Here is a 22,565-nt window from a genome sequence, read left to right as displayed (position 1 = left end):
GCACGCCTCGGTCAGCGCGTGCATTGACAACAACCTCGCAGCGCAGCATCATTGTCCCATGATCACGACTTCGTGCGCCGCTCTGTCGTCGAAAAAAGGTCCCCTCCCGGGGACACGAGATCGCGCGCGATAAGATCACCTTCGCATTCAAACCGATCCCGAAACCCCGCCGCCTGGACGGGGTTTTTTGTTGGTCCCGTCTCCGGCTTTGCCCTCTTAGGAGATGGAACATGACTGACTTACACCAGCAACTGCAGGGCCTCTGGCTGCCCCTGATCACGCCGTTCCGTAACGGCGAACTCGACGTCACCTCGCTGCGCCGCCTCGTGCGGCACTACGCCGGCGGCCCTGTCGACGGCTTCATCCTCGGCGCAACCTCCGGTGAAGGCATGGCGCTCAGCACCGATGAACTCGAGGGGCTGGTGAGCGTCGTGCTCGCCGAGCTCAGTGCCAGCTCCCGCCATCTGCCGGTCGTTCTCGGGCTCTCCGGCGCCTCGACCGCCCGGATGAAGCATGTGCTGGATGACACCGCCGACTGGCCGATCAACGGCTATCTGATCGCGAGCCCCTACTACACCCGCCCCTCGCAACGCGGGCTGGTGCAGCACTTCAACGCGCTCGCCGATCATGCCGCATGGCCCATCGTGCTCTACAACATTCCCTATCGCACGGCGGTGAACCTGACCAACGAGACGCTGCTGACGCTTGCCGAACATCCGAACATCGCCGGCATGAAGGATTGCTGCGCCGACCGCGCGCAGTCGATCGACTTCCTCAGCCGGCGGCCGGCGGGCTTCCGCGTGCTGACCGGCGAGGATGCCCAGACATTCGATGCGCTCTCCGACGGCGCCGACGGCGCGATCCTGCTGTCCGCACATCTGGAAACAAACATTTTCGCCTCGATCCGCACGCTGTTGCAGCAGGGCCAGCGCGACGCGGCGCTGGCCGCCTGGCAGAGCGTCGTCGGCCTGACCCGGCTGTTGTTCGCCGAGCCCAGCCCCGCGCCGGCCAAGCACTGGCTGTGGCGGCAGGGGCTGATCGACAGCCCCGAGGTGCGGCTGCCGATGGTGGAGGTGAGCGAGGATCTCGCGACCTGGCTCGATGCGGAGATGGGGCGGCGCGCACAGCTTCTGCTGCCGGCGTGAGGCCTCTTCTCCCTCTCCCCGTTCTTACGGGGAGAGGGTCGGGGTGAGGGGCTGTCTCCGCATATATGGTGGGAGACGGACTCCCGGAGAATCCCCCTCACCCGGATCGCATCTCACGATGCGATCCGACCTCTCCCCGCAAGCGGGGCGAGGTAAGAATGCTCAATCGAGCTTCACCCTGGCGAGCCGGAGCGCGTTGCCGATCACGCTGACCGACGACAGCGCCATCGCCGCGGCGGCGACGATCGGCGACAGCAGGATGCCGAACAGCGGATACAGCACGCCGGCCGCGATCGGCACGCCGGCGGCGTTGTAGACGAAGGCGAACGCCAGGTTCTGGCGGATGTTGCGCATGGTCCCGACCGACAATCGCCGCGCGCGGACGAGGCCCATCAGGTCTCCGGTGAGCAGCGTGATGCCGGCGCTCTCGATCGCGACATCGGTACCGCCCCCCATCGCGATGCCGACGTCGGCGGCGGCCAGCGCCGGCGCATCATTGACGCCGTCGCCCGCCATCGCGACGACACGGCCCTCGCCGCGCAGCCGCTGCACGACCTCGCTCTTGCGCTCGGGCAGGACGCCGGCCTCGATTTCGTCGATGCCAAGCGTGCGCGCCACCGCGCGCGCCGTGGTCTCATTGTCGCCGGTCAGCATCACGATGCGCAGGCCCTCGCTGCGCAGCGCCTGCAGCGCGTTGGCCGCCGACGCCTTGACCGGATCGGCAATCGCGATCGCGCCGGCGATGCGGCCATCGACCGCGACATAGATCGCAGTGGCGCCGTCCCGGCGCGCGGCCTCGGCGGCCTGGTCGAGCGCTGCCGTCGCGATCTTCAGGTCGCCCATCAGTACGGCGTTGCCGAGTGCAACCTGCCTGCCCTCGACCGTGCCGGTCGCACCCTTGCCGGACGGCGAGGCGAAGTTGCTCACGGCGGCGGAAGCGAGCCTGCGCTCCTTCGCCGCCGAGATGATCGCCTGCGCCAGCGGATGCTCGCTGCCCTGCTCGACGCCGGCGGCAAGGCGCAGCAGATCACTCTCGTCGAACCCCTCGGCGGCAATGATCCGCACGACCTTCGGCTTGCCCTCGGTCAGCGTGCCGGTCTTGTCGATCACCAGCGTGTCGACCGCCTCCATCCGCTCCAGTGCCTGCGCGTCGCGGATCAGGATGCCGGAATGCGCGCCACGGCCGGCGCCGACCATGATCGACATCGGCGTTGCCAGCCCGAGCGCGCAGGGGCAGGCGATGATCAGCACCGTGACGGCGGCGACCAGCGCAAAGGTGAGGCGCGGCTCCGGACCGAACACTGTCCAGGCGATGAAGGCGAGCACGGCTGTGGCGATCACCGCCGGCACGAACCAGCCGGCGACACGATCGGCGAGCCGCTGGATCGGCGCGCGCGAGCGCTGCGCCTTCGCCACCATGTCGACGATGCGCGACAGCATGGTGTCGCGGCCGATCTTCTCGGCACGCATCACGAGGCCGCCGCTCCGGTTGACGGTGCCGCCGATCACGCTCTCACCCTCGGCCTTCGTGACCGGCATCGATTCACCCGTCACCATGGATTCGTCGATCACCGCGTTGCCCTCGATGACGACGCCGTCGACCGGAACCTTCTCGCCCGGGCGCACGCGGAGGCGATCGCCGACCTTGATCGCGTCAATGTCGATGTCCTCGTCGCCGTGATCGGTGATGCGCCGCGCGGTCTTGGGCGCAAGGCCGAGCAGCGCGCGGATCGCGCCCGAGGTCTGGGCGCGGGCGCGCAATTCCAGCACCTGGCCGAGCAGCACCAGCACCGTGATCACGGCCGCCGCCTCGAAATACACCGCGACCGCGCCATGCATGCCGCGGAAGGCGGGCGGGAACAGCTGCGGCGCCAGCGTGGCGACCACGCTATAGACATAGGCGACGCCGACACCCATCGCGATCAGCGTGAACATGTTGAGATTGCGCGTGACCAGCGACTGCCAGCCGCGCACGAAGAACGGCGCGCCGGCCCACAGCACGACCGGCGTCGCGAGCACGAAGGAGATCCAGTTCGACCAGTCCTGCGGCACCAGATGTCCCAGCCCGAGATGGCCGCCCATCTCGAGCACGAACACGGGCAGCGTCAGCGCCAGCGCGATCCAGAACCGCCTCGTCATGTCGATCAATTCGGGATCCGGCCCGTCGTCGAGCGAGATCTGCTCGGGCTCGAGCGCCATGCCGCAGATCGGGCAGGAGCCGGGGCCGACCTGACGCACCTCGGGATGCATCGGGCAGGTGTAGATCGTGCCCGCGGGCGCCGGCGGCTCCACCTCGCGCGGCTTCAGGAATTTCTCCGGCTCGGCCTCGAAGCACTCGCGGCAGCGGCCGCTGCAGAACAGATACTCCTCGCCCTTGTAGCTGAAGCGGTGCTTGGCGGTCGCCGGGTTGACCTTCATGCCGCACACCGGATCGATCGCGAACGCCGCCTCGGCCGGCGCGGCGTCGTGATCGTGCTTGCCGCCGCAGCAGGAATGCGCGGCCGCGCCATGATGGTGGTGATCCGCGTGCGAATGGTCGTGCTCTGCCTGTGCCACGAGACTCTTCCCGGCCGGTATCCCCGGCCTCTTGATTTATATACCCTAGGGGGGTATATGAGACCTATGAGGGAAGAGGTCAAGACATCCTGTTTAAAACGGCTCAAACGGATCGAGGGTCAGATCCGCGGGTTGGCCGCCATGGTCGAGGACGACCGCTATTGCATCGACGTGGTGACGCAGATCGCCGCCGCGCGCGCGGCGTTGCGACGCGTCGAGGAGGAGGTCCTGCGCGATCATGTGGCGCATTGCGTGGAGCATGCGATCTCGTCCGGCGACAAGGCCGACCAGCGGCGCAAGATCACCGAGCTGATGGATGTGATCGGCCGCGCGGATCGGTGAGGCGCAGCCCTTCTACGGGCGCTAACCTCGCCGCTTCCGACGGAGTCGAGGGCGGCGCCTCACATTCAGTGTCGTCCCGGCGAAAGCCGGGACCCATAACCACAGGGAGTGGTTGTTTGTGCGAGGTGGGGCCCCAGCGTGCTTCATAACCACGGTTGGTGGTTATGGGTCCCGGCCTTCGCCGGGACGACATTAAAGAGAGTGCGGAGCTCACTCGAAATCGCAACTCAGGTATTGAAGCGGAAGTGCATGACGTCGCCGTCGGCGACGACGTAGTCCTTGCCTTCAAGCCGCAGCTTGCCGGCATCGCGGGCGCCGGCTTCGCCGTTGCCGGCGATATAATCTTCATACGCAATGGTCTCGGCGCGGATAAAGCCCTTCTCGAAATCGGTATGGATCACGCCGGCGGCGGCGGGTGCCTTGGTGCCGCGGTCGATGGTCCAGGCACGCGCTTCCTTCGGGCCGACGGTGAAATAGGTGATGAGGTCGAGCAGCTGGTAGCCGGCGCGGATCAGCCGGTCGAGCCCGGCCTCTTCGAGGCCCAGCGTCTCCAGGAAGTCGACACGCTCCTCGCGCGACAGCGTCGCGATCTCGGATTCGATCTTGGCCGAGATCACGACCGCGACCGCGCCCTCCTGCCTGGCGCGTTCGAACACAGCCTTCGAGAAATTGTTGCCGTCCTTCGCCGAGCCTTCCTCGACGTTGCAGACATAGAGCACGGGCTTCGAGGTCAGGAGCCCGAGCATGCGGAACGCACGCTCCTCCTCCGGCTTGCGCTCCAGCCCGCGCGCCGGCTTGCCATCGCGCAGCAGCACCAGCGCGCGGTTGACGAGCTCGAGCTGCTCCTTGGCTTCCTTGTCGTTGCCCTTGGCCTTCTTCGAGAGGTTGTCGACGCGCTTCTCGAGGCTGTCGAGGTCGGACAGCATCAGCTCGGTCTCGATGGTCTCGATGTCGGCGAGCGGCGCGATCTTGCCTTCGACATGGGTGATGTCGGAATCCTCGAAGCAGCGCACGACATGGGCGATGGCATCGACCTCGCGGATGTTGGCGAGGAACTGGTTGCCGAGGCCCTCGCCCTGCGACGCGCCGCGGACCAGGCCCGCGATATCGACGAAGGTCAGCCGGGTCGGGATGATCTGTGCGGACTTGGCGATCGCCGACAGCTTCTCCAGCCGCGGATCGGGCACCGCCACCTCGCCGACATTCGGCTCGATGGTGCAGAACGGATAGTTCGCCGCCTGGGCGGCCGCCGTCTCGGTCAGCGCATTGAACAGCGTCGACTTGCCGACGTTAGGCAGCCCGACGATCCCGCATTTGAATCCCATGTTCGTCCCGATCTCTCGCGCGCTCACGCTGCGCGGTTGAATTGACTGAGGTCGTCATACGCGGGCTTGACCCGCGTATCCATCCCACTCGGAAAATGGATCGCCGGGTCAAGCCCGGCGACGACGAGGGTCTACTTCGTGCCCTCGTCCTTAGTGTCGAAAAATCCCTTGGCCTGCATCGTCAGATGCACCTTGTTGGCGAACGACGCGTCGTGCCCCGTCGCCAGCAGGCCGGCATTGTCGGCGATGGCCTGGCCCAAGGCCTCCACCCACGCCCGGTCGCTCTTGGCGAAGTCCGACAGCACGTGGCTGTGCACGAGCTCCTTGACGCCGGGATGACCGATCCCGATCCGCACGCGCCGATATTCGTTGCCGATATGCGCGGAGATCGAGCGCAGCCCGTTATGGCCGGCGATCCCGCCGCCGATCTTGACGCGCACCTTGCCGGGCGGCAGTTCGAGCTCGTCCTGGAACACGGTGATGTCGGAGGGGGCAAGCTTGAAGAAGTTCGCCGCTTCCTGCACCGCGCGCCCGGAATCGTTCATGTAGGTGGTCGGCTTCAACAGCACGACCTTCTCACGGTCGACCACGCCTTCCGACGTCTCGCCCTGAAAGCGACGGCGCCATGGTGCGAAACCATGACGCCGTGCAATCTCGTCGACCGCCAGGAAACCGATATTGTGCCGGTTACTGGCGTATTTCGCGCCGGGATTACCGAGACCGACAAAAAGGCGCATGGCGCGGCATCCCGCGTCGGTGCGCCATCAGACGATGGCGCGCCGACCTGATCGATTACTTCTTCTTGTCGCCACCGCCGGCCGGAGCCTTGGCACCCGCGGCCGGAGCCGCAGCACCTGCAGCCGGAGCCGCCGCAGCGGCCGGAGCCGCAGCACCCGCGGCCGGAGCCGCAGCGCCACCGGCAGCCGCCGCAGCCGCGGCCTTCTGCTCTTCGGCGTAGCCGGACGGCGGCACGATGGTGACCAGCGTTGCGTCCTCACGGGTCAACGACTTCACCCCCGCGGGCAGCTTGACCTCGGAGAGATGCAGCGAGTAGCTGATCTCAAGCGCGCCGACATCGGCCTCGATATATTGCGGGATGTTGTCGACCGAGCACTCGAGGTCGAGCGTGTGGGTGACGATGTTGACGGTGCCACCGCGCTTGACGCCCGGCGAGCTTTCGCCGTTCACGATGTGCAGCGGCACGCTGACGCGGATGGTGGCGCCTTCGCCGAGCCGCATGAAGTCGACATGGAGCGGGAAGTCCTTCACCGGGTCGAGGTGGAAGTCGCGCGGAATCACGCGGTGCTTCTTGCCCTCGAGGTCGATGTCATAGATCGTGGTCAGGAACCGGCCCGCCAGGATGCGCTGGCGCAGTTCACGATCGTCGACCGAGATGGTGACGGGGGGTTGGTTGTCTCCGTAGATCACTCCGGGAACTCTCCCGGCGCGACGCTCTGCCCGGGCGGCCCCCTTGCCGCTCTTCGGACGCGCGGTCGCCTTCAATTCCTTGACGGTCGCCATAGCGTTAAGTCCTTGTATTTAAAAAGTTAAAGGCCGCAGCGCGGCCCATGCTCAGGTCCACAGCAAGCCTCCAGGGGTGCGGGGGCCGCGGACGTGGCGGGCTTTTAGCCCCAAAGGGCCGAAATGACAAGGAAATGAAGGGATTTTTCTGCGGAGTTCTCAAACTCGTCATGCCCGGGCAGAAGCGCGTGTTCACGCTAGATGACCCGGGCATCCATCAAAAAAGCAGCTTTGTCGAAGCAGATGGATGGCCGGGTCGAGCCCGGCCATGACACGCGAGGTAATTAGCCGGCACCACCGAGCTTGGCTTCCAGCGCTGCGATCCGGGCCTTCAGCGCCTCGTTCTCCTCGCGCGCCAGGCGGGCCATGTCCTTGACCGCGTCGAATTCCTCGCGCTTGACCACGTCGAGGTCGCGCAGGATGCGTTCGGCCTGGTTGCGCATGACGGTGTCGACCTCGCGCTTGACGCCCTGGGCAGCGCCGGCGGCATCGTTCATCAGACGGCCGATCTCATCGAAAAACCGGTTGCTGGTCTGGGTCATCTGGCAAAACTCTCCGCGTTCACTGGATTGCCAGAAGACAATGGCGATCCCCGCCATCCGGTTCAAGTCCGCCGCGAATGGCAGACCTTGCGGCAGCTTGCCTTGTCATGTTCCGGTTTCCTTGCAATCGTATGAACTCACAACAGAAATCGCACACATAACGCGAGCAGAAACGCCATGATCGAGCAGACCGTCGATATCGAGACCAAGGACGGCAAGACCACCACCTTCATCACCCATCCCGAGCGCGGCGGCCCTTTCCCTGTCGTCATCTTCTACATGGATGCGCCGGCGATCCGCGAGGAGCTGCGCGACATGGCGCGCCGGCTCGGCACGTCAGGCTATTATGTGATGCTGCCCAACATGTATTACCGCGCCGGCGTGATGGAGCTCGGCCCGATCAATCCCGATCCGGAATCGCCGGAGCGCAAGCGCATGTTCGAGCTGATGCACTCGCTCAACATTCCGCTTGTCATGGAAGACACCAGGGGCCTGCTCGCCTATGCCGAGACGCAGAAGGCCGCCAACACCAGGATCATCGGCACCGTCGGCTATTGCATGAGCGGACGTTACGCCGTGAACGCGGCGACGCACTTCCCCGATCGGGTCAAGGCCGCCGCCTCGGTCTACGGCACGCATCTGGCGACCGACCAGTCCGACAGCCCGCATCTCGCCGCGCAGAAGTCCAAGGCCGAGCTCTATTTCGCCTGCGCCGAGACCGACATCTACGCGCCCGCGGAGATCATCGAGCAGGTCAAGGCCGGCATGAAGGGCTCGAACAACGAGGTCGAGATCTATCCCGGCACCCATCACGGCTTCGCCTTCCCCAAGCGCCCGGTCTATGATCGCGACGCCGCCGAACGCCATTGGGAGCGGCTGCTCGCGCTCTATCGCCGCAATCTGGTCTAGAACGCATGCAGGATGCCGATGGCGGATAGCGTTCGGTGGTCGATCCAGCGTTTCGAGGCAAAGGGCTAGGGCGCGCCCTGAGCACGGAATGCGTTGCAAGGGCAAAGCGCGACGGCGCGCCCGCCATCGCGCTGCACACCAGTCCGATCATGACTGTCGCCCTGCCGATGTATCTCAGAATGGGCTTCCTCAAGGCCCATGATGTTCCTCCGATCTTCGGCGTGCCCTACGCCGTCTACACGAAAGCGCTCTGATCAAAATGCCATTCCTGCTGATCGACTTTCCGGTGTTCAACCCCGCTGCGCTCTCGCTCGGGCCGATCGTGATCCGCTGGTATGCGCTCGCCTATATCGTCGGCATCGTACTGGGCTGGATCTATGCCCGGTCGCTGATCAAGAAAGAGCGGCTGTGGGGCGGCCCGGCGCCGATCACGCTGCCGCAGCTCGACGATTTCATCCTCTGGGTCACGATCGGCATCATCGTCGGCGGCCGCACCGGCTATGTGCTGTTCTACAACCTGCCGTTCTTCATCGCGCATCCGGGCGAGATCCTCGAATTGTGGAAGGGCGGCATGTCGTTCCACGGCGGCTTCCTCGGCTGCGTCGCCGCGGTAATGCTGTTTGCCCGCCGCAACAACATTTCGATCCTGTCGCTCGGCGACATCACCACCGCGGTGGCGCCGATCGGGCTGTTCCTCGGCCGGCTCGCCAATTTCATCAACAGCGAATTGTGGGGCCGCCACGCCGAGGCGAGCCTGCCCTGGGCCATGATCTTCCCCAATGGCGGACCGCTGCCGCGGCATCCGAGCCAGCTCTACGAGGCCGGGCTTGAGGGCATCGTGCTGTTCGTGGCGCTCGCCATCATGATCCGGATGGGGGCGCTGAAGCGGCCCGGCCTGATCCTCGGCAGCTTCATCACGATCTACGGCATTGCCCGCATCATCGGCGAGCACTTCAGGGAGCCCGACCCGCAGCTCGGATTCCTGTGGGGCGGATTAACCATGGGGATGCTGCTGTCGGTGCCAATGATTATTGTAGGCATCATCATCATCAGGGCCTCCGTCCGTCGCAAGGCGAACGGACCGGCCCCGACTGCAACCTAAGCAAGTTAAATCCAAGGAACGCCGTGAGCGAACCCTCCCCGTTGCTGGACGAGATCAGGAAGCTGATCAAATTGTCCGGGCCGATGCCGGTCTGGCGCTACATGGAATTGTGCCTGATGCATCCGCAGTACGGCTACTATTTGTCGCGCGATCCGCTCGGCCGCGAGGGCGATTTCACCACGGCGCCCGAGGTCAGCCAGATGTTCGGCGAACTGCTCGGGCTGTGGAGCGCCTCGATCTGGCGCGCGATCGGCTCGCCGGAGACACTGCGCCTGATCGAGCTCGGGCCCGGCCGCGGCACCATGATGGCCGACGCGCTTCGGGCGCTTCGCGTGCTGCCACCGCTCTACCAGTCGCTCAGCATCCACATGGTCGAGGTCAATCCGGTGCTGCGGGAGAAGCAGTACGAGACCCTGACGGGCGTGCGCAACATCACCTGGCACGACAGCATCGACGGCGTGCCCGAAGGGCCGGCGGTGATCCTCGCCAACGAATATTTCGACGTGCTGCCGATCCACCAGATGGTCCGCCGCGAGACCGGCTGGCACGAGCGCACGGTCGGGATGGATGCCAATGGCAGCCTGTATTTCGCTCCCGCTCCCGAGCCGACACCACACTTCGAGGTGCTGCTGCCGCCGCTGGTGCGCGCCGCCCCACTCGGCGCGGTGTTCGAATGGCGGCCCGACAACGAGATCATGAAGCTCGCAACGCGGGTGCGTGACCAGGACGGCGCCGCGCTGATCATCGATTACGGCCATCTGCGCAGCGACGCCGGCGACACCTTCCAGGCGATCGCGCGCCATAGCTTCGCCGACCCGCTGAAGAACCCGGGACAGGCCGACATCACGGCGCATGTCGATTTCCAGGCCTTGGCGCGGGCCGCCGAGGATGTCGGCGCACGTGTCCACGGGCCGGCGACGCAGGGTGACTTCCTCAAGCGCCTCGGCGTCGAGGCCCGCGCCGCCGGGTTGATGGCGAAGGCAAGCCCCGAAATGTCCGCCGACATCGCCGGTGCGCTGAAGCGCCTGACCGATTCCGGGCGCGGCGGGATGGGCTCGATGTTCAAGACGATGGCGATCTCCGACCCGCGCCTCACCTCGATCGCCGGACTGAGCGATCAGCCTGACGAGACCGAACAATGACATTGGGATCATCGCTGCTGTCGGCCATTCCGGGCCTGCGCCACGCCTTCTTCTCGCGCGAGGGCGGCGTCTCGGAGGGCATCTATGCCGCCCTCAATGGCGGGCTCGGCTCCAACGACGATCCGGCCAGGGTCGCGGAGAACCGGCGGCGGATGGCCGCGCAACTCGGCGTCCCGCTGGATCACCTTATCAGCGTGCATCAGGTCCACTCGCCCGACGTCGTGGTCGTGGACGGCCCGTGGAACGGCGCGCCGCGCCCGAAGGCGGACGCGCTCGTCACACGCACCGAAGGGCTTGCGATATCGGTCACGACCGCCGACTGCGGCCCGATCCTGTTCGTCGATCCCAACGCGCGGGTGATCGGCGCGGCGCATGCCGGCTGGAAGGGCGCGCTGACCGGCATCCTGGAATCGACCATCGATGCGATGGAAAAGCTCGGTGCCGAGCGCGGCGGCATCGTCGCGGCGATCGGGCCGATGATCCGCAAGGAGTCCTACGAGGTCGGCAACGAATTCGTCGAGCGCTTCATCGAGGCCGATGCCGAGAACGGCGTGTTCTTCCTGCCCGGCGAGCGCGACGGACACGCGATGTTCGATCTCGCCGGCTTCATCCGGATGCGGCTGGAGAATGCCGGCGTGCTGATGATCGACGATCTCGGCATCGACACCTATTCCGACGAACGCTGCTTCAGCTACCGCCGCTCGGTGCATCGCAAGGAAGCCGACTACGGCCGGCACGTTCACGCCATCGCACTGGAACGCTGAGACGAGCATTTCTAGTCGTCGCTGTGCGATAACGGCTTGACTCTCCACCTGCTGGAGACCGGACAAGCGGCGCATGACACAACGCACCTACAGCATCGGCGAGGCGGCGCGGCTCAGCGGCATCAGTGTCCGCAAGCTCCGCTTCTATTCGGACCAGGGACTGCTGCCGCCGGCCGGCCGCACCGCGAGCGGCTATCGCGTCTTCACCGACGACGAACTGGTTCGCCTCGACCTGATCCGCTGCCTGCGCGATGCGGGGCTCGGTCTCGACGCCATTCGTGAGGTCCTGACCAAGGAGCTCTCGCTGGTCGAGGCGCTGAAGCTCCGCCTCGAGACGCTGGAAGCAGAGATCGCGGCACAGCGCCGCGTCGCCTCGGCCCTGCGGGCTGCGTTGCGTTCACCGCAACTCACCGAAGCAGACCTGAGGAGATACCTGACCATGACCCAGCTGTCCCGCGCCGAGCGCCGCAACGTCGTCGAACGCTTTTTCGAGAAAGTGTCCGACGGCATCAACATCGACCGGAATTGGGTCCGGCAGATGATCGAAACCAGCGTGCCCGAATTGCCCGATGAGCCGACGCCCGCGCAATGCGATGCCTGGATCGAGCTTTCGGAGATGCTCAATGATCCCTCGCTTGTCGCCAACCTCCGTGCCAACGCGGAGGACGTCTGGAATCACCGCGTGCTGGATCTCGCCGCCTGGCAACAGGCCAACGAGACCGTGCTGGCGAGGGCCAAAGAGATCATCGCGCGCGACCTCGGACCGACGTCGGAGGCGGGCCAGGCGCTGGCGCGCGACTGGCTCGAGACGTCGGCGCGATTGCTGAAACGCGAACCCGACCAGGAATTCCGCAACTGGATCCGCCGCAAATATGCGCTGCATGACGACCGCGCGGCCCGTTACTGGGAGCTCGTCGCCATCATGCGCGGGCAGTCGCCGGACGCGAGCCCGAACCGGGAATGGGCCTGGATCACCGCAGCCATGCGGTACCATCTCTCTGACTGAGCAAGGAAATCCGAAACCTCGTGGCGCAGCCGCCGGATCGGTTAAGGGCTGTGGCCGTCCTGCCCTAGACGTTAAGCCATTTTAACGATATCGCAGGACGCAATGAGGGAAGCGTCAAACCACCAGTTTCAAACTGGGACAGCCGTGCGCGCCGCGCTCGCCGTCACGTGGCTAGCGGTCGCCTGCGCACTTGGTGGATGCGCGGCCGGCGGCAATGTGGCCGATTCCTATGCCATGGCCACACCGGCGACGAGTGGCGCAACCGTTGCGTTCGAATCGATCGACGGTCCGCCGCCCCAGGTGTTCGACCGCATGGTGGGCGTGCTCGACAGCGAATCCAAGCTGCGCAGCCTGTCGGTCGTGTCGCGCCAGGGTGCCGCGGCTTACCGCGTGCGCAGCTATCTGTCGGCACAGGTGGTGCGCGGCCGCACCATGATCGCGTGGGTGTGGGACGTCTACGACAGCAATCAGCAACGCGCCCTCCGCCTCTCCGGCGAGGAGCCCGCAGGCAAGGCCGGCCGCGACGCCTGGGCCACCGCCGACGATCTGGTGCTGCGCAGGATCGCCCAAGCCGGGTTCAGCGGCCTGTCCAGCATGATCAATGGCGGCCCGGCGCCCGCCTCGGCCCCGGAGCTCCGCGGGCCGACCGTCGCGAGCGCCCCGTCCTCCGCCGAGCCCGAGACCGTGGCGCTCGGCTATTCCGCCAATTAGACCCCGTTATGTCCCGGAGACAGGCGTTTTTGCCCAGGAAAACGGCGGCGAAAGCGGGCTAATGGGTTGCCAGCCAAGCCGCCTCCCTGATATTCCCTCGCGCACCGAAAACCCGCCGGTTCTGTAAGGACTTGAGATGCTGAACGTCGTATCCAGCAAGGCGCGGGGGGAAGCATCGATGTCGGCAAAGAACGGATCAATCAAGCTCGTCGCCGGCAACTCCAATCCTGCGCTGGCGCAGGAGATCGCCAAGGGCCTTGGCATCGAACTGACCAAGGCCGTGGTCCGGCGCTTCGCCGACATGGAGATCTTCGTCGAGATCCAGGAGAACGTCCGCGGCTCGGACATGTTCATCCTGCAATCGACGTCGTATCCGGCCAACGACAATTTGATGGAATTGCTGATCATCACCGACGCGCTGCGCCGATCCTCGGCGCGCCGCATCACCGCGGTGGTGCCCTATTTCGGCTACGCCAGGCAGGATCGCAGGTCCGGCTCGCGCACGCCGATCTCGGCCAAGCTCGTCGCCAACCTGATCTCGCACTCCGGCGTCGATCGCGTCATGACGCTCGATCTGCATGCCGGCCAGATCCAGGGCTTCTTCGACATCCCCGTCGACAATCTCTTCGCGGCGCCGCTGATGGTCCGCGATATCAGAGAAAAGTTCGACCTCGCCAAGGTGATGGTGGTGTCGCCGGACGTCGGCGGCGTGGCGCGCGCACGTGGCCTCGCCAAGCGCATCAACACCCCGCTCGCGATCGTCGACAAGCGCCGCGAGCGCCCCGGTGAATCCGAAGTGATGAACGTGATCGGCGACGTCGCCGGCTACAACTGCATCCTGGTCGACGACATCGTCGATTCCGGCGGCACGCTGGTGAACGCGGCCGAGGCGCTGATCGCCCACGGCGCCAAGGAGGTCTCGGCCTACATCACCCACGGCGTGCTGTCGGGCGGCGCCGCCGCGCGCATCGCATCGTCACGGCTCAAGGAGCTGGTCATCACCGACTCGATCCTGCCGACCGAGGCGGTCAACAAAGCACCGAACATCCGCCAGATCTCGGTCGCCGGCCTGATCGCCGAAGCGATCGGCCGCACCGCGGCGGAAGAGTCGGTCTCCAGCCTGTTCGATTAAGGTCAATACTTGCTGTCGTCCTGGCGAAAGCCAGGACCCATTACCCCAACTGGAAATTGTTTTGCTCCGCTGGGGCGATAATCCCTTTCACTCCCTGGAACGGTGGTTATGGGTCCCGGCTCAAGGCCAGGACGACACCGAATTTGCGGATGCCGCGTTCCCTAAAACCCTGGCCGCGGCACGTGGCTCATCAGCGTCCGCGCATAGCCGCCATCGACGATGATCTCCTCACCATTGATGTAGGACGAGCGGTCGCTCGCCAGGAACAGGATGGCATCCGCCATGTCCTGCGGTGCGCCGATCCGGCGCACCGGCACCACGGCGGTGCGCCGCTCGGTGACCCCAGGCGTATCGTAGAAGGCCTGGCTCATCGGCGTCACGACAAGGCCCGGGCTGACCACATTGCTGCGGATGCCGTGCGGCCCCCATTCGGCGGCGAGCTGCTGCGAGAGCATCACGACGCCGGCCTTGCTGACGCTGTAGGCGCCGCTCTGCCCCTGTGCATTGCTGGCGGCGATCGAGGCGACGTGGATGAGGCTGCCGCCGCGCGCTTTACGCATCTGGCCGCCGAATGCCTGCGCGCAGATGAAATAGCCGGTGAGATTGACTGCCAGCACCGCATTCCATTCGGCGAGTGAAAGCGTATCGAGCCCGCCCGGGCGCAGCACCGCCGCGGTGTTGACGAGGATGTCGCAAGCCCCAAACGTGCGCTCGACCGCGCCAGCGGACGCCGCGACACTTTCTGCGCTAGTGGTGTCGCAGCTCGCGACGAGGTGACCATCGCCGAACTCGCCAAGCTTTGCCTTGGTCTCGGCAAGCCCGCGCTCGTCGCGATCGAGGGCTGCGACCCTGGCGCCGGCGCGCGCGAAGCTGACCGCGGTGGCGCGGCCGATGCCGCCGCCTCCGCCGGTGACGACAGCAACGCGACCCGACAGGCCGAGCCAGTCGGAGGAGGCTTCCTTGGTCATGGTCCGATCACTCCCATCCAGTACGTTTGTTACCGGACAGCTTAACCGAAGATGCGATCAGACCAAGACCCCTGTGCGCGCTCAGACGCCGACCGCCGTTGTCCCAGCGACAACCTCGCCAAAGGATTTGAAGAACTCGCCGGCAAGCTTCCTCGCGGTGGAATCGATCAGCCGGCCGCCAAGCTGCGCCAGCTTGCCGCCGATTTGCGCGTCAACCGCGTAAGCCAGAACGGTCAGGTCCGGCGCTTCCGACGTCAGCGTGACGATCGCGCCTCCTTTGGCGAAGCCGGCGATGCCGCCAGAACCTTCGCCGGAGATGCGATAGCTGTTCGGCGGATCGAGATCGGACAGCGTCACCTTGCCGCCGAAGGTCGCTTTCACCGGCCCCACCTTGAGCACGACGGTAGCGGTCATTTCGGTAGGTGAGGCCATCTCGAGCGACTGGCAGCCGGGAATGCACCGCCGCAGAATCTCGGGATCGTTAAGCGCGGCCCACACCTTGTCTTTTGAGGCCGGGATACGCTGGCTGTCGTTCATCTGCATATTGCGGATTACCTCCCTGCAATGGAACCGGTGGAACGCTGGCCACGGCGGCGTTCGATGGTGATTTCGGCGAGGATCGACATCGCGATTTCCTCCGGCGTGATGGCGCCGAGATCGAGCCCGGCCGGCGCCTTCACGCGATCAATCACGGCAGCCTCGAGACCGTCGGCAATCAACTTGTCGCGCAGCGCCGCCATCTTGCGTTTGCTGCCGACGAAAGCGTGATAGGCGGCGTCGATCGCGACCGCCATCTTCAGCGCGATCTCGTCACCCTTGCCCTGGGTCGAGACCACGACGAAGCGACGAGCCTGATGGAGATTTTTGGCTTCGAAACCGTCGAGGATCACGTCAGCATCCGGCGGGACAATGAGGTCGGACGCGGGCGCGGCAAGCGTCACGTGATAGCCGAGTTGACGTGCTTGGGCGGCGAGCGACAGCGCGACCGGACTTGCGCCCAGGATAATCAGCGAGGGATGCGGCAGGACCGGCTCCACGAAAATGTCCATCGTCCCCTTGCTCGGGCACATATTCGAGGCGAAGCGCACACCATCCTTGCTCTCGCCAGCCTTCACGCCGAGTTCGGCGAGCAAATTCTCAGGCTGCACCGAGACCATGCGCGGCTCGCCATCGATCAGCGCCTCGCGCGCCGCCTTCAAAACCGCTCCTCTGGCGCACCCTCCCCCGATCCAGCCCGCCACGATCGTACCGTCCGGACGGATGATGGCCTTCGCTCCCGCCTTGGCCGCGGTCACCGAGACCGTGCGAACAACGGTCGCCAATACGAACGACTGCTCCGCGGCCTTCAGCTGCGCGACCAGATCCATGATCTCGACATGCACGCCCATCAAAGCCTCGCCAGATAGGGTTCGAGCGCCCTCAAGCTCGCAAGCGTGTTGGCCGGCGCATAGAGATCGACATGCGGCAGCGCCGCCTTGATGCCGCGCGCCTCCGGCGCGTAACCCCGCCATCCCATCATCGGGTTGAGCCAGGCGATACGGCGGCAACGCCGGCCAAGCGCCGCCATCTCGCGGCCGAGCAATGCAGCGTCACCCGTCTCGTAACCATCGGAAACGATCATTACACAGGTGCGCGAATGAACCACGCGCGCCGCGTGCCAACGATTGAATGTCTGCAGACACTCACCGATCCTGGTGCCGCCACCCGCTCCCTGCGCCATGATCGAGAGCCGGTCGAGGGCGCGGCCGGCATCCCTCTCCTTCATCGCGTCCGAAACGTGAGCCAGCCTGGTATGAAACAGGAACGCCTCGGCCTCACGAAATTCGTCGAGCACGCCGTGGATGAAGCGGAGGAAAACGCCCGTGTACATGCTCATCGAGCCGGAAGCGTCGAGCAGGACCACCAGACGTAGTGGCTTCGGCTTGCGCTGGCGTCTCACCAGACTGAGCGGTACGCCGCCGTGACTGATGTTGCCGTGAATTGTACGACGCAGATCGAGACGATAGCCCCGGCGCCGCGCCAGATCGCGCCGCGTCAGCCGCGTGCGCATGACGCGCGCCAGTTGCGCTGCAGCGAGATGGGCCAGCTCAACCTGCTGCGGATCGGCCAGATTGCGGAAATCCACCTCGGCGAGATTGTCCGCGCGCGACGCGCCTTCCATGCGCCCATCGCCCGAGCGCTCGTTTTCGACCCCATCAACCGAGGGAATCTGATCGATCGCCGTCTCGGCACCGGCTCGGGGCTCGGCCGATTGGTTGGGCAGACTTTTCAGCGAAGGATTGTTCGCGGGTTTCGCAGCACCCGTTGCGATCGAACGCGACCGCACCCGCTTGCCGAGCCAGAAAGCGTCAAAAATTCCGTCGAACCTGTCCCAATCGGCCTTGCGCGTCGAAAGCAGGTGCTTGAGCGCCGAACGCAGCAGGCCCGGCCGTGCCGCGTAGCCCGCAGCCATCAGGGTGGCGGCGTCCTGGCCCTCGGCAAGACCGACGGCAAAGCCGCTATCCCGCAGGGTCCGCAGAAACGCCGCGAGCTTGCGGGAAACGAGACGGGATACCTCGTTGATGTCGTCAAGATCGGGCGATGCGCCGCAGCAACTCATGCGACCCTTCCCAGCAAACGTTGCGTGACCTCGCGCGAGACCCGCGCCTTGTCTTCCTGCGTCTTGAGCAGGCACATCAGGGTTTCGTGCACCGTCTCGGGCGCATCGTGCAGATCCTTCACCTCAAGCCCGACCAATGCAGCGGCCCAATCCAGCGTCTCGGCGACCCCGGGAACCTTGCGCAATTCCTCTTTCCGGATGCACTCGACCATGCGCGCGATCTGCAACGCCAGCGAGGCGCTGGTGCCTTCGACCCGCGTCGTGATGATGCGCGCTTCCCGGTCGATGTCGGGATAGTCGACATAGTGATAGAGACAGCGTCGACGCAGCGCATCCGAGAGCTCCCGCGTACCGTTCGACGTCAGCACGACATGAGGTATTGCAGTCGCCCTGATCGTGCCGAGCTCGGGTATCGTGACCTGGAAATCGGACAACAGCTCCAGGAGAAATGCCTCGAACTCATCGTCGGCGCGATCGATCTCGTCGATCAGCAAGACCGGCGACCTCTCTCGGCGAATCGCAGCGAGCAATGGCCGCTCGAGGAGATACTTCTCGGAAAAGATCTGGTCCTCGACCGCATCCGCATCGGCGCCGCGGTGCGCCTGGATCGACAGCAATTGCCGTTGGTAGTTCCATTCGTAGAGTGCCGCGGACTGGTCGAGCCCCTCATAGCACTGCAGGCGAATCAATTCGGTAGCGTGAACGGCGGCCAGCGCCTTGGCGACCTCGGTCTTGCCGACGCCCGCCTCGCCTTCCAGCAGAAGCGGACGCCGCAATTGTTGCATTAGCGCGATCGCAATCGCGAGCTCGCCGTCGGCGATATAGCCTGCGTCGCCGAGTGCGCGCGCGATCTCGTCACGGGTCTTCATGGTGCCCCGAACACGCCGAGGTTCTTCGCCGCCAACCAGTTCCGCCAGAAATCATGCGGCATCTGGATGTGGGTCGAGCCAAGAAACGAGAATGCGTCGTTGACCGCGTTCGAGAACGCGGGCACGCCGCCGACATTCGGGCTTTCACCGACGCCCTTGGCGCCGATCGGGTGATGCGGTGACGGAGTGACCGTAAAATCCGTCTCCCAATGCGGCGTCTCGACCGCGGTTGGCATGAAGAAATCCATGAACGAGCCGGTCACGACATTGCCCTCGGCGTCGTATCGAATCTCCTGTCCCATCGCGATCGCAAACGCCTCGGTGAGGCCGCCATGCACCTGGCCCTCGATGATCATCGGGTTGATCCGCGTGCCGCAATCATCGAGCGCATAGAAGCGCTTGACCTTGTACACGCCGGTGTCGACATCGATGGTCATCACGCAGATATAGGCGCCGAACGGATAGGTCATGTTTGGCGGATCGTAGTAGCTGACCGCCTCCAGCCCCGGCTCCATGCCCGGCGGCACCGAATTGTACGCGGCCCAGCAGATATCCTTCATCGACATGACTTTCTCGGGCAGGCCCTTGACGCGGAACCCATCGATGTCCCATTCGAGATCGTCCTCGTGGACCTCGAGCTTGTAGGCCGCAATCATCTGCGCCTTGGCCCTGATCTTGCGCGCGGCCATCGCAATCGCGGCACCCGCGACCGGCGTCGAGCGAGAACCGTAGGTGCCGAGGCCATAGGGTGCGGTGTCCGTGTTGCCTTCCTCCACCATGATGTTGTCGGCGGGGATACCGATCTCGGTGGCGATGATCTGTGCCCAGGTCGTCTCGTGCCCCTGGCCCTGGCTCTTGGTACCCATCCGGGCGATGCCCGCACCGGTCGGGTGCATGCGAATTTCGCAGGAATCGAACATCGCGATTCCCAGGATGTCGCAGTTCTTCGACGGGCCGGCGCCAACGATCTCGGTGAAGAAGGAGACGCCGAGACCCATGATCTCGCGGGTCTCGCCGCGCTTGAACGCGGCGCGCTGCTCCGCCTGCTGCTTGCGCAAGCCGGCGTAGTCGACCGACTCCATCATCTTGCGCATCGCGGTGTGGTAGTCGCCGGAGTCATATTCCCAGCCGAGTGCGGAGTGATAAGGGAATTGCTCCGGCTTGATGAAATTCTTCAGCCGAAGTTCGGCCGGATCCATCCCCAGCTTCTGTGCGAGAATATCCATCCCGCGTTCGATGCAGTATGCCGCCTCGGTGACACGGAATGAGCAGCGGTAAGCAACTCCGCCCGGGGCCTTGTTGGTGTAGATGCCGTCAACCGCGAGATGCGCGGTCGGGAAGTCATACGAGCCGGTGACAATGTTGAAGAAGCCCGCCGGCCATTTCGACGGATCGGCACAGGCGTCGAATGCGCCGTGATCCGCGAGCACATGGACACGCAACCCCGTAACCTTGCCCTCCTTGGTCGCGGCGATTTCCGTCGTCATGTGATAGTCGCGCGCGAACGACGTCGCGGTGAGGTTCTCGATGCGATCTTCAACCCATTTCACCGGCTTGCCGGTGACGATGGAGGCGACCGCGGCGCAGATATAGCCCGGATAGGCCCCGACCTTGTTGCCGAAGCCGCCGCCGATGTCGGGCGCGATGACGTGGATCTTCTGCTCGGGAATTTTCGCGATCAACGCCACGACGGTGCGGATCACGTGCGGCGCCTGGAAAGTGCCCCAGATCGTCAGTTCACCCTTGATCTTGTCGAAGGAGCAGACGCACTGGCAGGTCTCGAGCGGCGACGGATGGGTGCGATGGTAGGAGATCATCTCCTTGATCGTCACGTCGGCCTTCTTGAAGGCGGCGTCCGTCAGGTCCTTGTCGCCGACGGTCCACTCGAAAATGTGATTGTGGTGCTTGCGCGGGCCGTGGGCGCCGGTGGTCTTGCCGGCGAGATCTTCGCGCAGCACCGGCGCGTCTGCGTCCATTGCCTTGAATGGATCGATCAGCGGCGGCAGCGGTTCGTACTCGACCTTGACCTTGTTGATACCGTCATCGGCGGCGTAGCGGTCCGTCGCCACGACGAAGGCCACCTCCTGGTTCTGGAACAGCACCTTGCCGTCGGCCAACACCATCTGCACATCGCCTGCCAGCGTCGGCATCCAGGCAAGATTCACCGTCTTCAGCGTTTCGGCGGTGATCACCGCGAGCACGCCCGGCACCTTCAACGCCTCGGAATCGTCGATCGACTTGACGCGCGCATGCGGATGCGGCGAACGCACGAAATCGCCATGCAGCATGCCCGGCAGCTTCACGTCGTCGACGTAATTGCCTTTGCCCTGCGTAAAGCGGATGTCTTCGACCCGCTTGCGCTTGCAACCCATACCTTCGAGCGCAGCGCTGCGTTGTTCCCGCGTGGGAGTCATATCGTTCATTCTGCGGCCTCCCGGAATTCCACGCCGTTGATCTTGGCTGCGGCGTATTGAATGGCTTTGACGATGTTCTGGTAGCCGGTGCAGCGGCAGAGATTGCCGGAGATACCCATCCGGATCTCCTGCTCGGTCGGCGACGGATTCTCCTTCAGGAGCCGATGCGCGCGCATAATCATGCCCGGCGTGCAGAAGCCGCATTGCAGACCGTGCATCATGCGGAAGCCTTCCTGCAGCGCCGAGAGCGAGCCGTCGGGGTTCGCCATGCCCTCGATCGTGGTGATCTCGGAGCCGTTGGCCTGTATCGCGAACATGGTGCAGGACTTCACCGACATGCCGTCGATATCAACCGTGCACGCGCCGCAATGCGTGGTCTCGCAGCCAATATGGGTGCCGGTCATCTGCAGGTTCTCGCGGATGAAGTGCACCAGCAGGGTACGTGGTTCGACGAGGCCTTCGACCTCGGCGCCGTTCACCTGCATCGTGATATGCGTCTTTGCCATCTGGTCCCTCCTCAGGCCGCATTGGCGGCGGCGCGCTGCAGCGCTCGCATCACCATGATGCCGCCAACGTGCTTGCGGTATTCGACGGGCCCCCGCGCATCCGCGGCTGGCGCCATGATCGCCTCCGCCGCGGCGGCAGCCTTCCTGAGCGTGGCCGCGTCGAGACTGGTGCCGATCACCGCCTGCGCGGCGGCATCGGCCAGCAGCGGCGTTTCCGAAAGATTGGTCAGTCCGATCGTGCAGGTCGCGACCTTGCCGCCGGCCATCGTGAGCACCACCGCCGCGGCAGCGGTGGCGTAGTCCCCGACCTTCCGCTTCAGCTTCTCGTAGGCGTAGCCGTGACTCGCGGGCGGGACCGGGATGGAGATCGAGGCCAGAAGCTCGCCTGGCTCGATCGCTGTGAAATAGGCCCCCTGATAGTAATCGGCGGCTGCAACCTCACGACCGCCATGCGGCCCGTCGAGATGATAGGTCGCGCCAAGCGTCATCATCAGCGCCGGCATGTCGTTGCCCGGGTCGCCATTGGCGACATTACCGCCCACGGTGCCACGGTACCGGACCTGAGGATCAGCGATCAGAAGCGCGGCCTCATGCAGAATGGGGATGGATTGGGCGATCTCGACGGAGGTAAGCAAGTCGTGCTGGGTGGTCATGGCCCCAATCAGGACCTTGCTGCCTTCGCGACGGACGCCTTTCAGGTCGGCGATGTCATGCAGGTCGACCAGATGCTCGGGGGCAGCCAGCCGCAGCTTCATCATCGGAACCAGGCTGTGGCCACCAGCCAGCGGACGAACCTCATCGCCGAGTGTCGAAAGCAGTTTCACCGCGTCAGCCAGCGTCGCCGGGCGGTGATAGCTGAACGAGCCGGGAATCATCATTTCCTCCATGTCGTCCTGCGGCCTTAGGGTCCGGCGGACGTTGGAGGGAGGCTGGCTGGGCGCGGATTCGCACGCAACAAATGCGGCACGGGCACGCAAAATTCGCACGAAATACCGCCCGATGCGCACGAAAT

General features: G+C 65.0%; 23 protein-coding genes. 10 read left to right on the top strand and 13 right to left on the bottom strand.

From position 1 onward, the window contains the following. The first annotated feature begins 230 nt into the window (after positions 1-230). On the top strand, positions 231-1,145 hold the full coding sequence (locus HAP48_RS22555; protein ID WP_166209749.1) for a 4-hydroxy-tetrahydrodipicolinate synthase family protein: 915 nt from the start codon (positions 231-233) through the stop codon (positions 1,143-1,145). 162 nt (positions 1,146-1,307) lie between these two features. Here HAP48_RS22555 and HAP48_RS22550 read toward each other — a convergent pair whose 3' ends face one another. Then, positions 1,308-3,701, bottom strand: a complete 2,394-nt coding sequence (locus tag HAP48_RS22550) for a heavy metal translocating P-type ATPase (protein WP_166209752.1) — start codon at positions 3,699-3,701, stop codon at positions 1,308-1,310. Between the two features lie 66 nt (positions 3,702-3,767). On the opposite strand from HAP48_RS22550, the gene HAP48_RS22545 reads away from it, so the two are divergent. Next, a complete protein-coding gene (locus tag HAP48_RS22545) occupies positions 3,768-4,043 on the top strand; it encodes a metal-sensitive transcriptional regulator (RefSeq protein WP_029081978.1) in 276 nt (91 codons plus the stop codon). A gap of 227 nt (positions 4,044-4,270) precedes the next feature. Here HAP48_RS22545 and ychF read toward each other — a convergent pair whose 3' ends face one another. The 4 genes from ychF to HAP48_RS22525 form a co-directional block, all read right to left on the bottom strand. After that, on the bottom strand, positions 4,271-5,368 hold the full coding sequence (gene ychF / locus HAP48_RS22540; protein WP_166209755.1) for a redox-regulated ATPase YchF: 1,098 nt from the start codon (positions 5,366-5,368) through the stop codon (positions 4,271-4,273). A 131-nt stretch (positions 5,369-5,499) separates the two neighbouring features. Next, entirely contained in the window at positions 5,500-6,105 is a 606-nt protein-coding gene (gene pth, locus HAP48_RS22535; RefSeq protein WP_166209758.1) for an aminoacyl-tRNA hydrolase, read from the bottom strand. 55 nt (positions 6,106-6,160) lie between these two features. Continuing rightward, positions 6,161-6,889, bottom strand: coding sequence for a 50S ribosomal protein L25/general stress protein Ctc (locus HAP48_RS22530; RefSeq protein WP_029081975.1), 729 nt, complete (start codon positions 6,887-6,889; stop codon positions 6,161-6,163). 284 nt (positions 6,890-7,173) lie between these two features. Continuing rightward, positions 7,174-7,431 carry an accessory factor UbiK family protein gene (locus tag HAP48_RS22525; RefSeq protein WP_024581076.1) on the bottom strand — a complete coding sequence of 86 codons (258 nt, stop codon included), beginning with the start codon at positions 7,429-7,431 and terminating at the stop codon, positions 7,174-7,176. Positions 7,432-7,608: 177 nt separating this feature from the next. Here HAP48_RS22525 and HAP48_RS22520 point away from each other — a divergent pair, with 177 nt between their 5' ends. From HAP48_RS22520 to HAP48_RS22485, 8 genes are all read left to right on the top strand, one after another. Further along, positions 7,609-8,340 carry a dienelactone hydrolase family protein gene (locus HAP48_RS22520; RefSeq protein ID WP_166209761.1) on the top strand — a complete coding sequence of 244 codons (732 nt, stop codon included), beginning with the start codon at positions 7,609-7,611 and terminating at the stop codon, positions 8,338-8,340. 35 nt (positions 8,341-8,375) lie between these two features. Beyond that, the gene (locus HAP48_RS22515) at positions 8,376-8,594 is read left to right on the top strand and encodes a GNAT family N-acetyltransferase (RefSeq protein WP_166209764.1); all 219 of its coding nucleotides are present in this window, start codon (positions 8,376-8,378) and stop codon (positions 8,592-8,594) included. 5 nt (positions 8,595-8,599) lie between these two features. Then, entirely contained in the window at positions 8,600-9,442 is an 843-nt protein-coding gene (lgt, locus tag HAP48_RS22510) for a prolipoprotein diacylglyceryl transferase (RefSeq protein ID WP_166209767.1), read from the top strand. 83 nt (positions 9,443-9,525) lie between these two features. Beyond that, positions 9,526-10,584, top strand: a complete 1,059-nt coding sequence (locus tag HAP48_RS22505; RefSeq protein ID WP_166216114.1) for a class I SAM-dependent methyltransferase — start codon at positions 9,526-9,528, stop codon at positions 10,582-10,584. Next, on the top strand, positions 10,581-11,348 hold the full coding sequence (pgeF, locus tag HAP48_RS22500; protein ID WP_166209770.1) for a peptidoglycan editing factor PgeF: 768 nt from the start codon (positions 10,581-10,583) through the stop codon (positions 11,346-11,348). The genes HAP48_RS22505 and pgeF overlap by 4 nt, the downstream gene beginning before the upstream one ends. A 73-nt stretch (positions 11,349-11,421) precedes the next feature. After that, positions 11,422-12,354, top strand: coding sequence for a MerR family transcriptional regulator (locus HAP48_RS22495; protein ID WP_166209773.1), 933 nt, complete (start codon positions 11,422-11,424; stop codon positions 12,352-12,354). A 102-nt stretch (positions 12,355-12,456) separates the two neighbouring features. After that, positions 12,457-13,065 (top strand): hypothetical protein, encoded by a 609-nt coding sequence (locus HAP48_RS22490; protein ID WP_166209777.1) that lies wholly within the window; start codon positions 12,457-12,459, stop codon positions 13,063-13,065. 178 nt (positions 13,066-13,243) lie between these two features. Continuing rightward, complete coding sequence (locus tag HAP48_RS22485; RefSeq protein WP_029081966.1) at positions 13,244-14,197, top strand: ribose-phosphate pyrophosphokinase; 954 nt, start codon at positions 13,244-13,246, stop codon at positions 14,195-14,197. Between the two features lie 161 nt (positions 14,198-14,358). On the opposite strand, the gene HAP48_RS22480 is transcribed toward HAP48_RS22485, so the two are convergent. From HAP48_RS22480 to HAP48_RS22445, 8 genes are all read right to left on the bottom strand, one after another. Then, positions 14,359-15,165 (bottom strand): SDR family NAD(P)-dependent oxidoreductase, encoded by an 807-nt coding sequence (locus tag HAP48_RS22480; protein ID WP_166209780.1) that lies wholly within the window; start codon positions 15,163-15,165, stop codon positions 14,359-14,361. A gap of 81 nt (positions 15,166-15,246) precedes the next feature. After that, complete coding sequence (locus tag HAP48_RS22475) at positions 15,247-15,708, bottom strand: SRPBCC family protein (RefSeq protein ID WP_166209783.1); 462 nt, start codon at positions 15,706-15,708, stop codon at positions 15,247-15,249. An 8-nt stretch (positions 15,709-15,716) separates the two neighbouring features. Further along, positions 15,717-16,553, bottom strand: coding sequence for an XdhC family protein (locus tag HAP48_RS22470; protein ID WP_166209786.1), 837 nt, complete (start codon positions 16,551-16,553; stop codon positions 15,717-15,719). Further along, positions 16,553-17,764, bottom strand: a complete 1,212-nt coding sequence (locus HAP48_RS22465) for a vWA domain-containing protein (protein ID WP_166209789.1) — start codon at positions 17,762-17,764, stop codon at positions 16,553-16,555. The genes HAP48_RS22470 and HAP48_RS22465 overlap by 1 nt, the downstream gene beginning before the upstream one ends. Next, complete coding sequence (locus HAP48_RS22460; protein WP_166209792.1) at positions 17,761-18,633, bottom strand: AAA family ATPase; 873 nt, start codon at positions 18,631-18,633, stop codon at positions 17,761-17,763. Before HAP48_RS22460 ends, HAP48_RS22465 begins: the two co-directional genes overlap by 4 nt. Next, positions 18,630-21,056 carry an aerobic carbon-monoxide dehydrogenase large subunit gene (locus HAP48_RS22455; protein ID WP_166209795.1) on the bottom strand — a complete coding sequence of 809 codons (2,427 nt, stop codon included), beginning with the start codon at positions 21,054-21,056 and terminating at the stop codon, positions 18,630-18,632. Before HAP48_RS22455 ends, HAP48_RS22460 begins: the two co-directional genes overlap by 4 nt. Further along, entirely contained in the window at positions 21,053-21,553 is a 501-nt protein-coding gene (locus tag HAP48_RS22450) for a (2Fe-2S)-binding protein (protein ID WP_166209798.1), read from the bottom strand. The genes HAP48_RS22455 and HAP48_RS22450 overlap by 4 nt, the downstream gene beginning before the upstream one ends. An 11-nt stretch (positions 21,554-21,564) precedes the next feature. Continuing rightward, positions 21,565-22,428: an FAD binding domain-containing protein gene (locus HAP48_RS22445; RefSeq protein ID WP_166216116.1), complete on the bottom strand. Its 864-nt coding sequence runs from the start codon at positions 22,426-22,428 to the stop codon at positions 21,565-21,567. Between the last annotated feature and the right edge of the window lie 137 nt (positions 22,429-22,565).

The sequence above is a fragment of the Bradyrhizobium septentrionale genome, assembly GCF_011516645.4.
Lineage (GTDB): Bacteria > Pseudomonadota > Alphaproteobacteria > Rhizobiales > Xanthobacteraceae > Bradyrhizobium > Bradyrhizobium septentrionale.
The sequence above is the reverse complement of the archived record's forward strand: the minus strand, read 5'-3'. Positions and strand labels throughout refer to the sequence as shown.

Excerpts from the sequence above, each read along its gene's own strand:
- HAP48_RS22545 (WP_029081978.1), top strand. The coding sequence starts at position 3,768 with ATGAGGGAAGAGGTCAAGACATCCTGTTTAAAACGGCTCAAACGGATC.
- HAP48_RS22490 (WP_166209777.1), top strand. The coding sequence starts at position 12,457 with ATGAGGGAAGCGTCAAACCACCAGTTTCAAACTGGGACAGCCGTGCGC.
- pth (WP_166209758.1), bottom strand. The coding sequence starts at position 6,105 with ATGCGCCTTTTTGTCGGTCTCGGTAATCCCGGCGCGAAATACGCCAGT.
- HAP48_RS22470 (WP_166209786.1), bottom strand. The coding sequence starts at position 16,553 with ATGGGCGTGCATGTCGAGATCATGGATCTGGTCGCGCAGCTGAAGGCC.
- HAP48_RS22475 (WP_166209783.1), bottom strand. The coding sequence starts at position 15,708 with ATGCAGATGAACGACAGCCAGCGTATCCCGGCCTCAAAAGACAAGGTG.
- HAP48_RS22485 (WP_029081966.1), top strand. The coding sequence starts at position 13,244 with ATGTCGGCAAAGAACGGATCAATCAAGCTCGTCGCCGGCAACTCCAAT.
- HAP48_RS22525 (WP_024581076.1), bottom strand. The coding sequence starts at position 7,431 with ATGACCCAGACCAGCAACCGGTTTTTCGATGAGATCGGCCGTCTGATG.
- HAP48_RS22495 (WP_166209773.1), top strand. The coding sequence starts at position 11,422 with ATGACACAACGCACCTACAGCATCGGCGAGGCGGCGCGGCTCAGCGGC.
- HAP48_RS22450 (WP_166209798.1), bottom strand. The coding sequence starts at position 21,553 with ATGGCAAAGACGCATATCACGATGCAGGTGAACGGCGCCGAGGTCGAA.
- HAP48_RS22530 (WP_029081975.1), bottom strand. The coding sequence starts at position 6,889 with ATGGCGACCGTCAAGGAATTGAAGGCGACCGCGCGTCCGAAGAGCGGC.
- lgt (WP_166209767.1), top strand. The coding sequence starts at position 8,600 with ATGCCATTCCTGCTGATCGACTTTCCGGTGTTCAACCCCGCTGCGCTC.
- HAP48_RS22460 (WP_166209792.1), bottom strand. The coding sequence starts at position 18,633 with ATGAAGACCCGTGACGAGATCGCGCGCGCACTCGGCGACGCAGGCTAT.
- HAP48_RS22505 (WP_166216114.1), top strand. The coding sequence starts at position 9,526 with ATGCCGGTCTGGCGCTACATGGAATTGTGCCTGATGCATCCGCAGTAC.
- HAP48_RS22520 (WP_166209761.1), top strand. The coding sequence starts at position 7,609 with ATGATCGAGCAGACCGTCGATATCGAGACCAAGGACGGCAAGACCACC.
- pgeF (WP_166209770.1), top strand. The coding sequence starts at position 10,581 with ATGACATTGGGATCATCGCTGCTGTCGGCCATTCCGGGCCTGCGCCAC.
- HAP48_RS22480 (WP_166209780.1), bottom strand. The coding sequence starts at position 15,165 with ATGACCAAGGAAGCCTCCTCCGACTGGCTCGGCCTGTCGGGTCGCGTT.
- HAP48_RS22445 (WP_166216116.1), bottom strand. The coding sequence starts at position 22,428 with ATGATTCCCGGCTCGTTCAGCTATCACCGCCCGGCGACGCTGGCTGAC.
- HAP48_RS22555 (WP_166209749.1), top strand. The coding sequence starts at position 231 with ATGACTGACTTACACCAGCAACTGCAGGGCCTCTGGCTGCCCCTGATC.
- HAP48_RS22455 (WP_166209795.1), bottom strand. The coding sequence starts at position 21,056 with ATGAACGATATGACTCCCACGCGGGAACAACGCAGCGCTGCGCTCGAA.
- HAP48_RS22465 (WP_166209789.1), bottom strand. The coding sequence starts at position 17,764 with ATGAGTTGCTGCGGCGCATCGCCCGATCTTGACGACATCAACGAGGTA.
- ychF (WP_166209755.1), bottom strand. The coding sequence starts at position 5,368 with ATGGGATTCAAATGCGGGATCGTCGGGCTGCCTAACGTCGGCAAGTCG.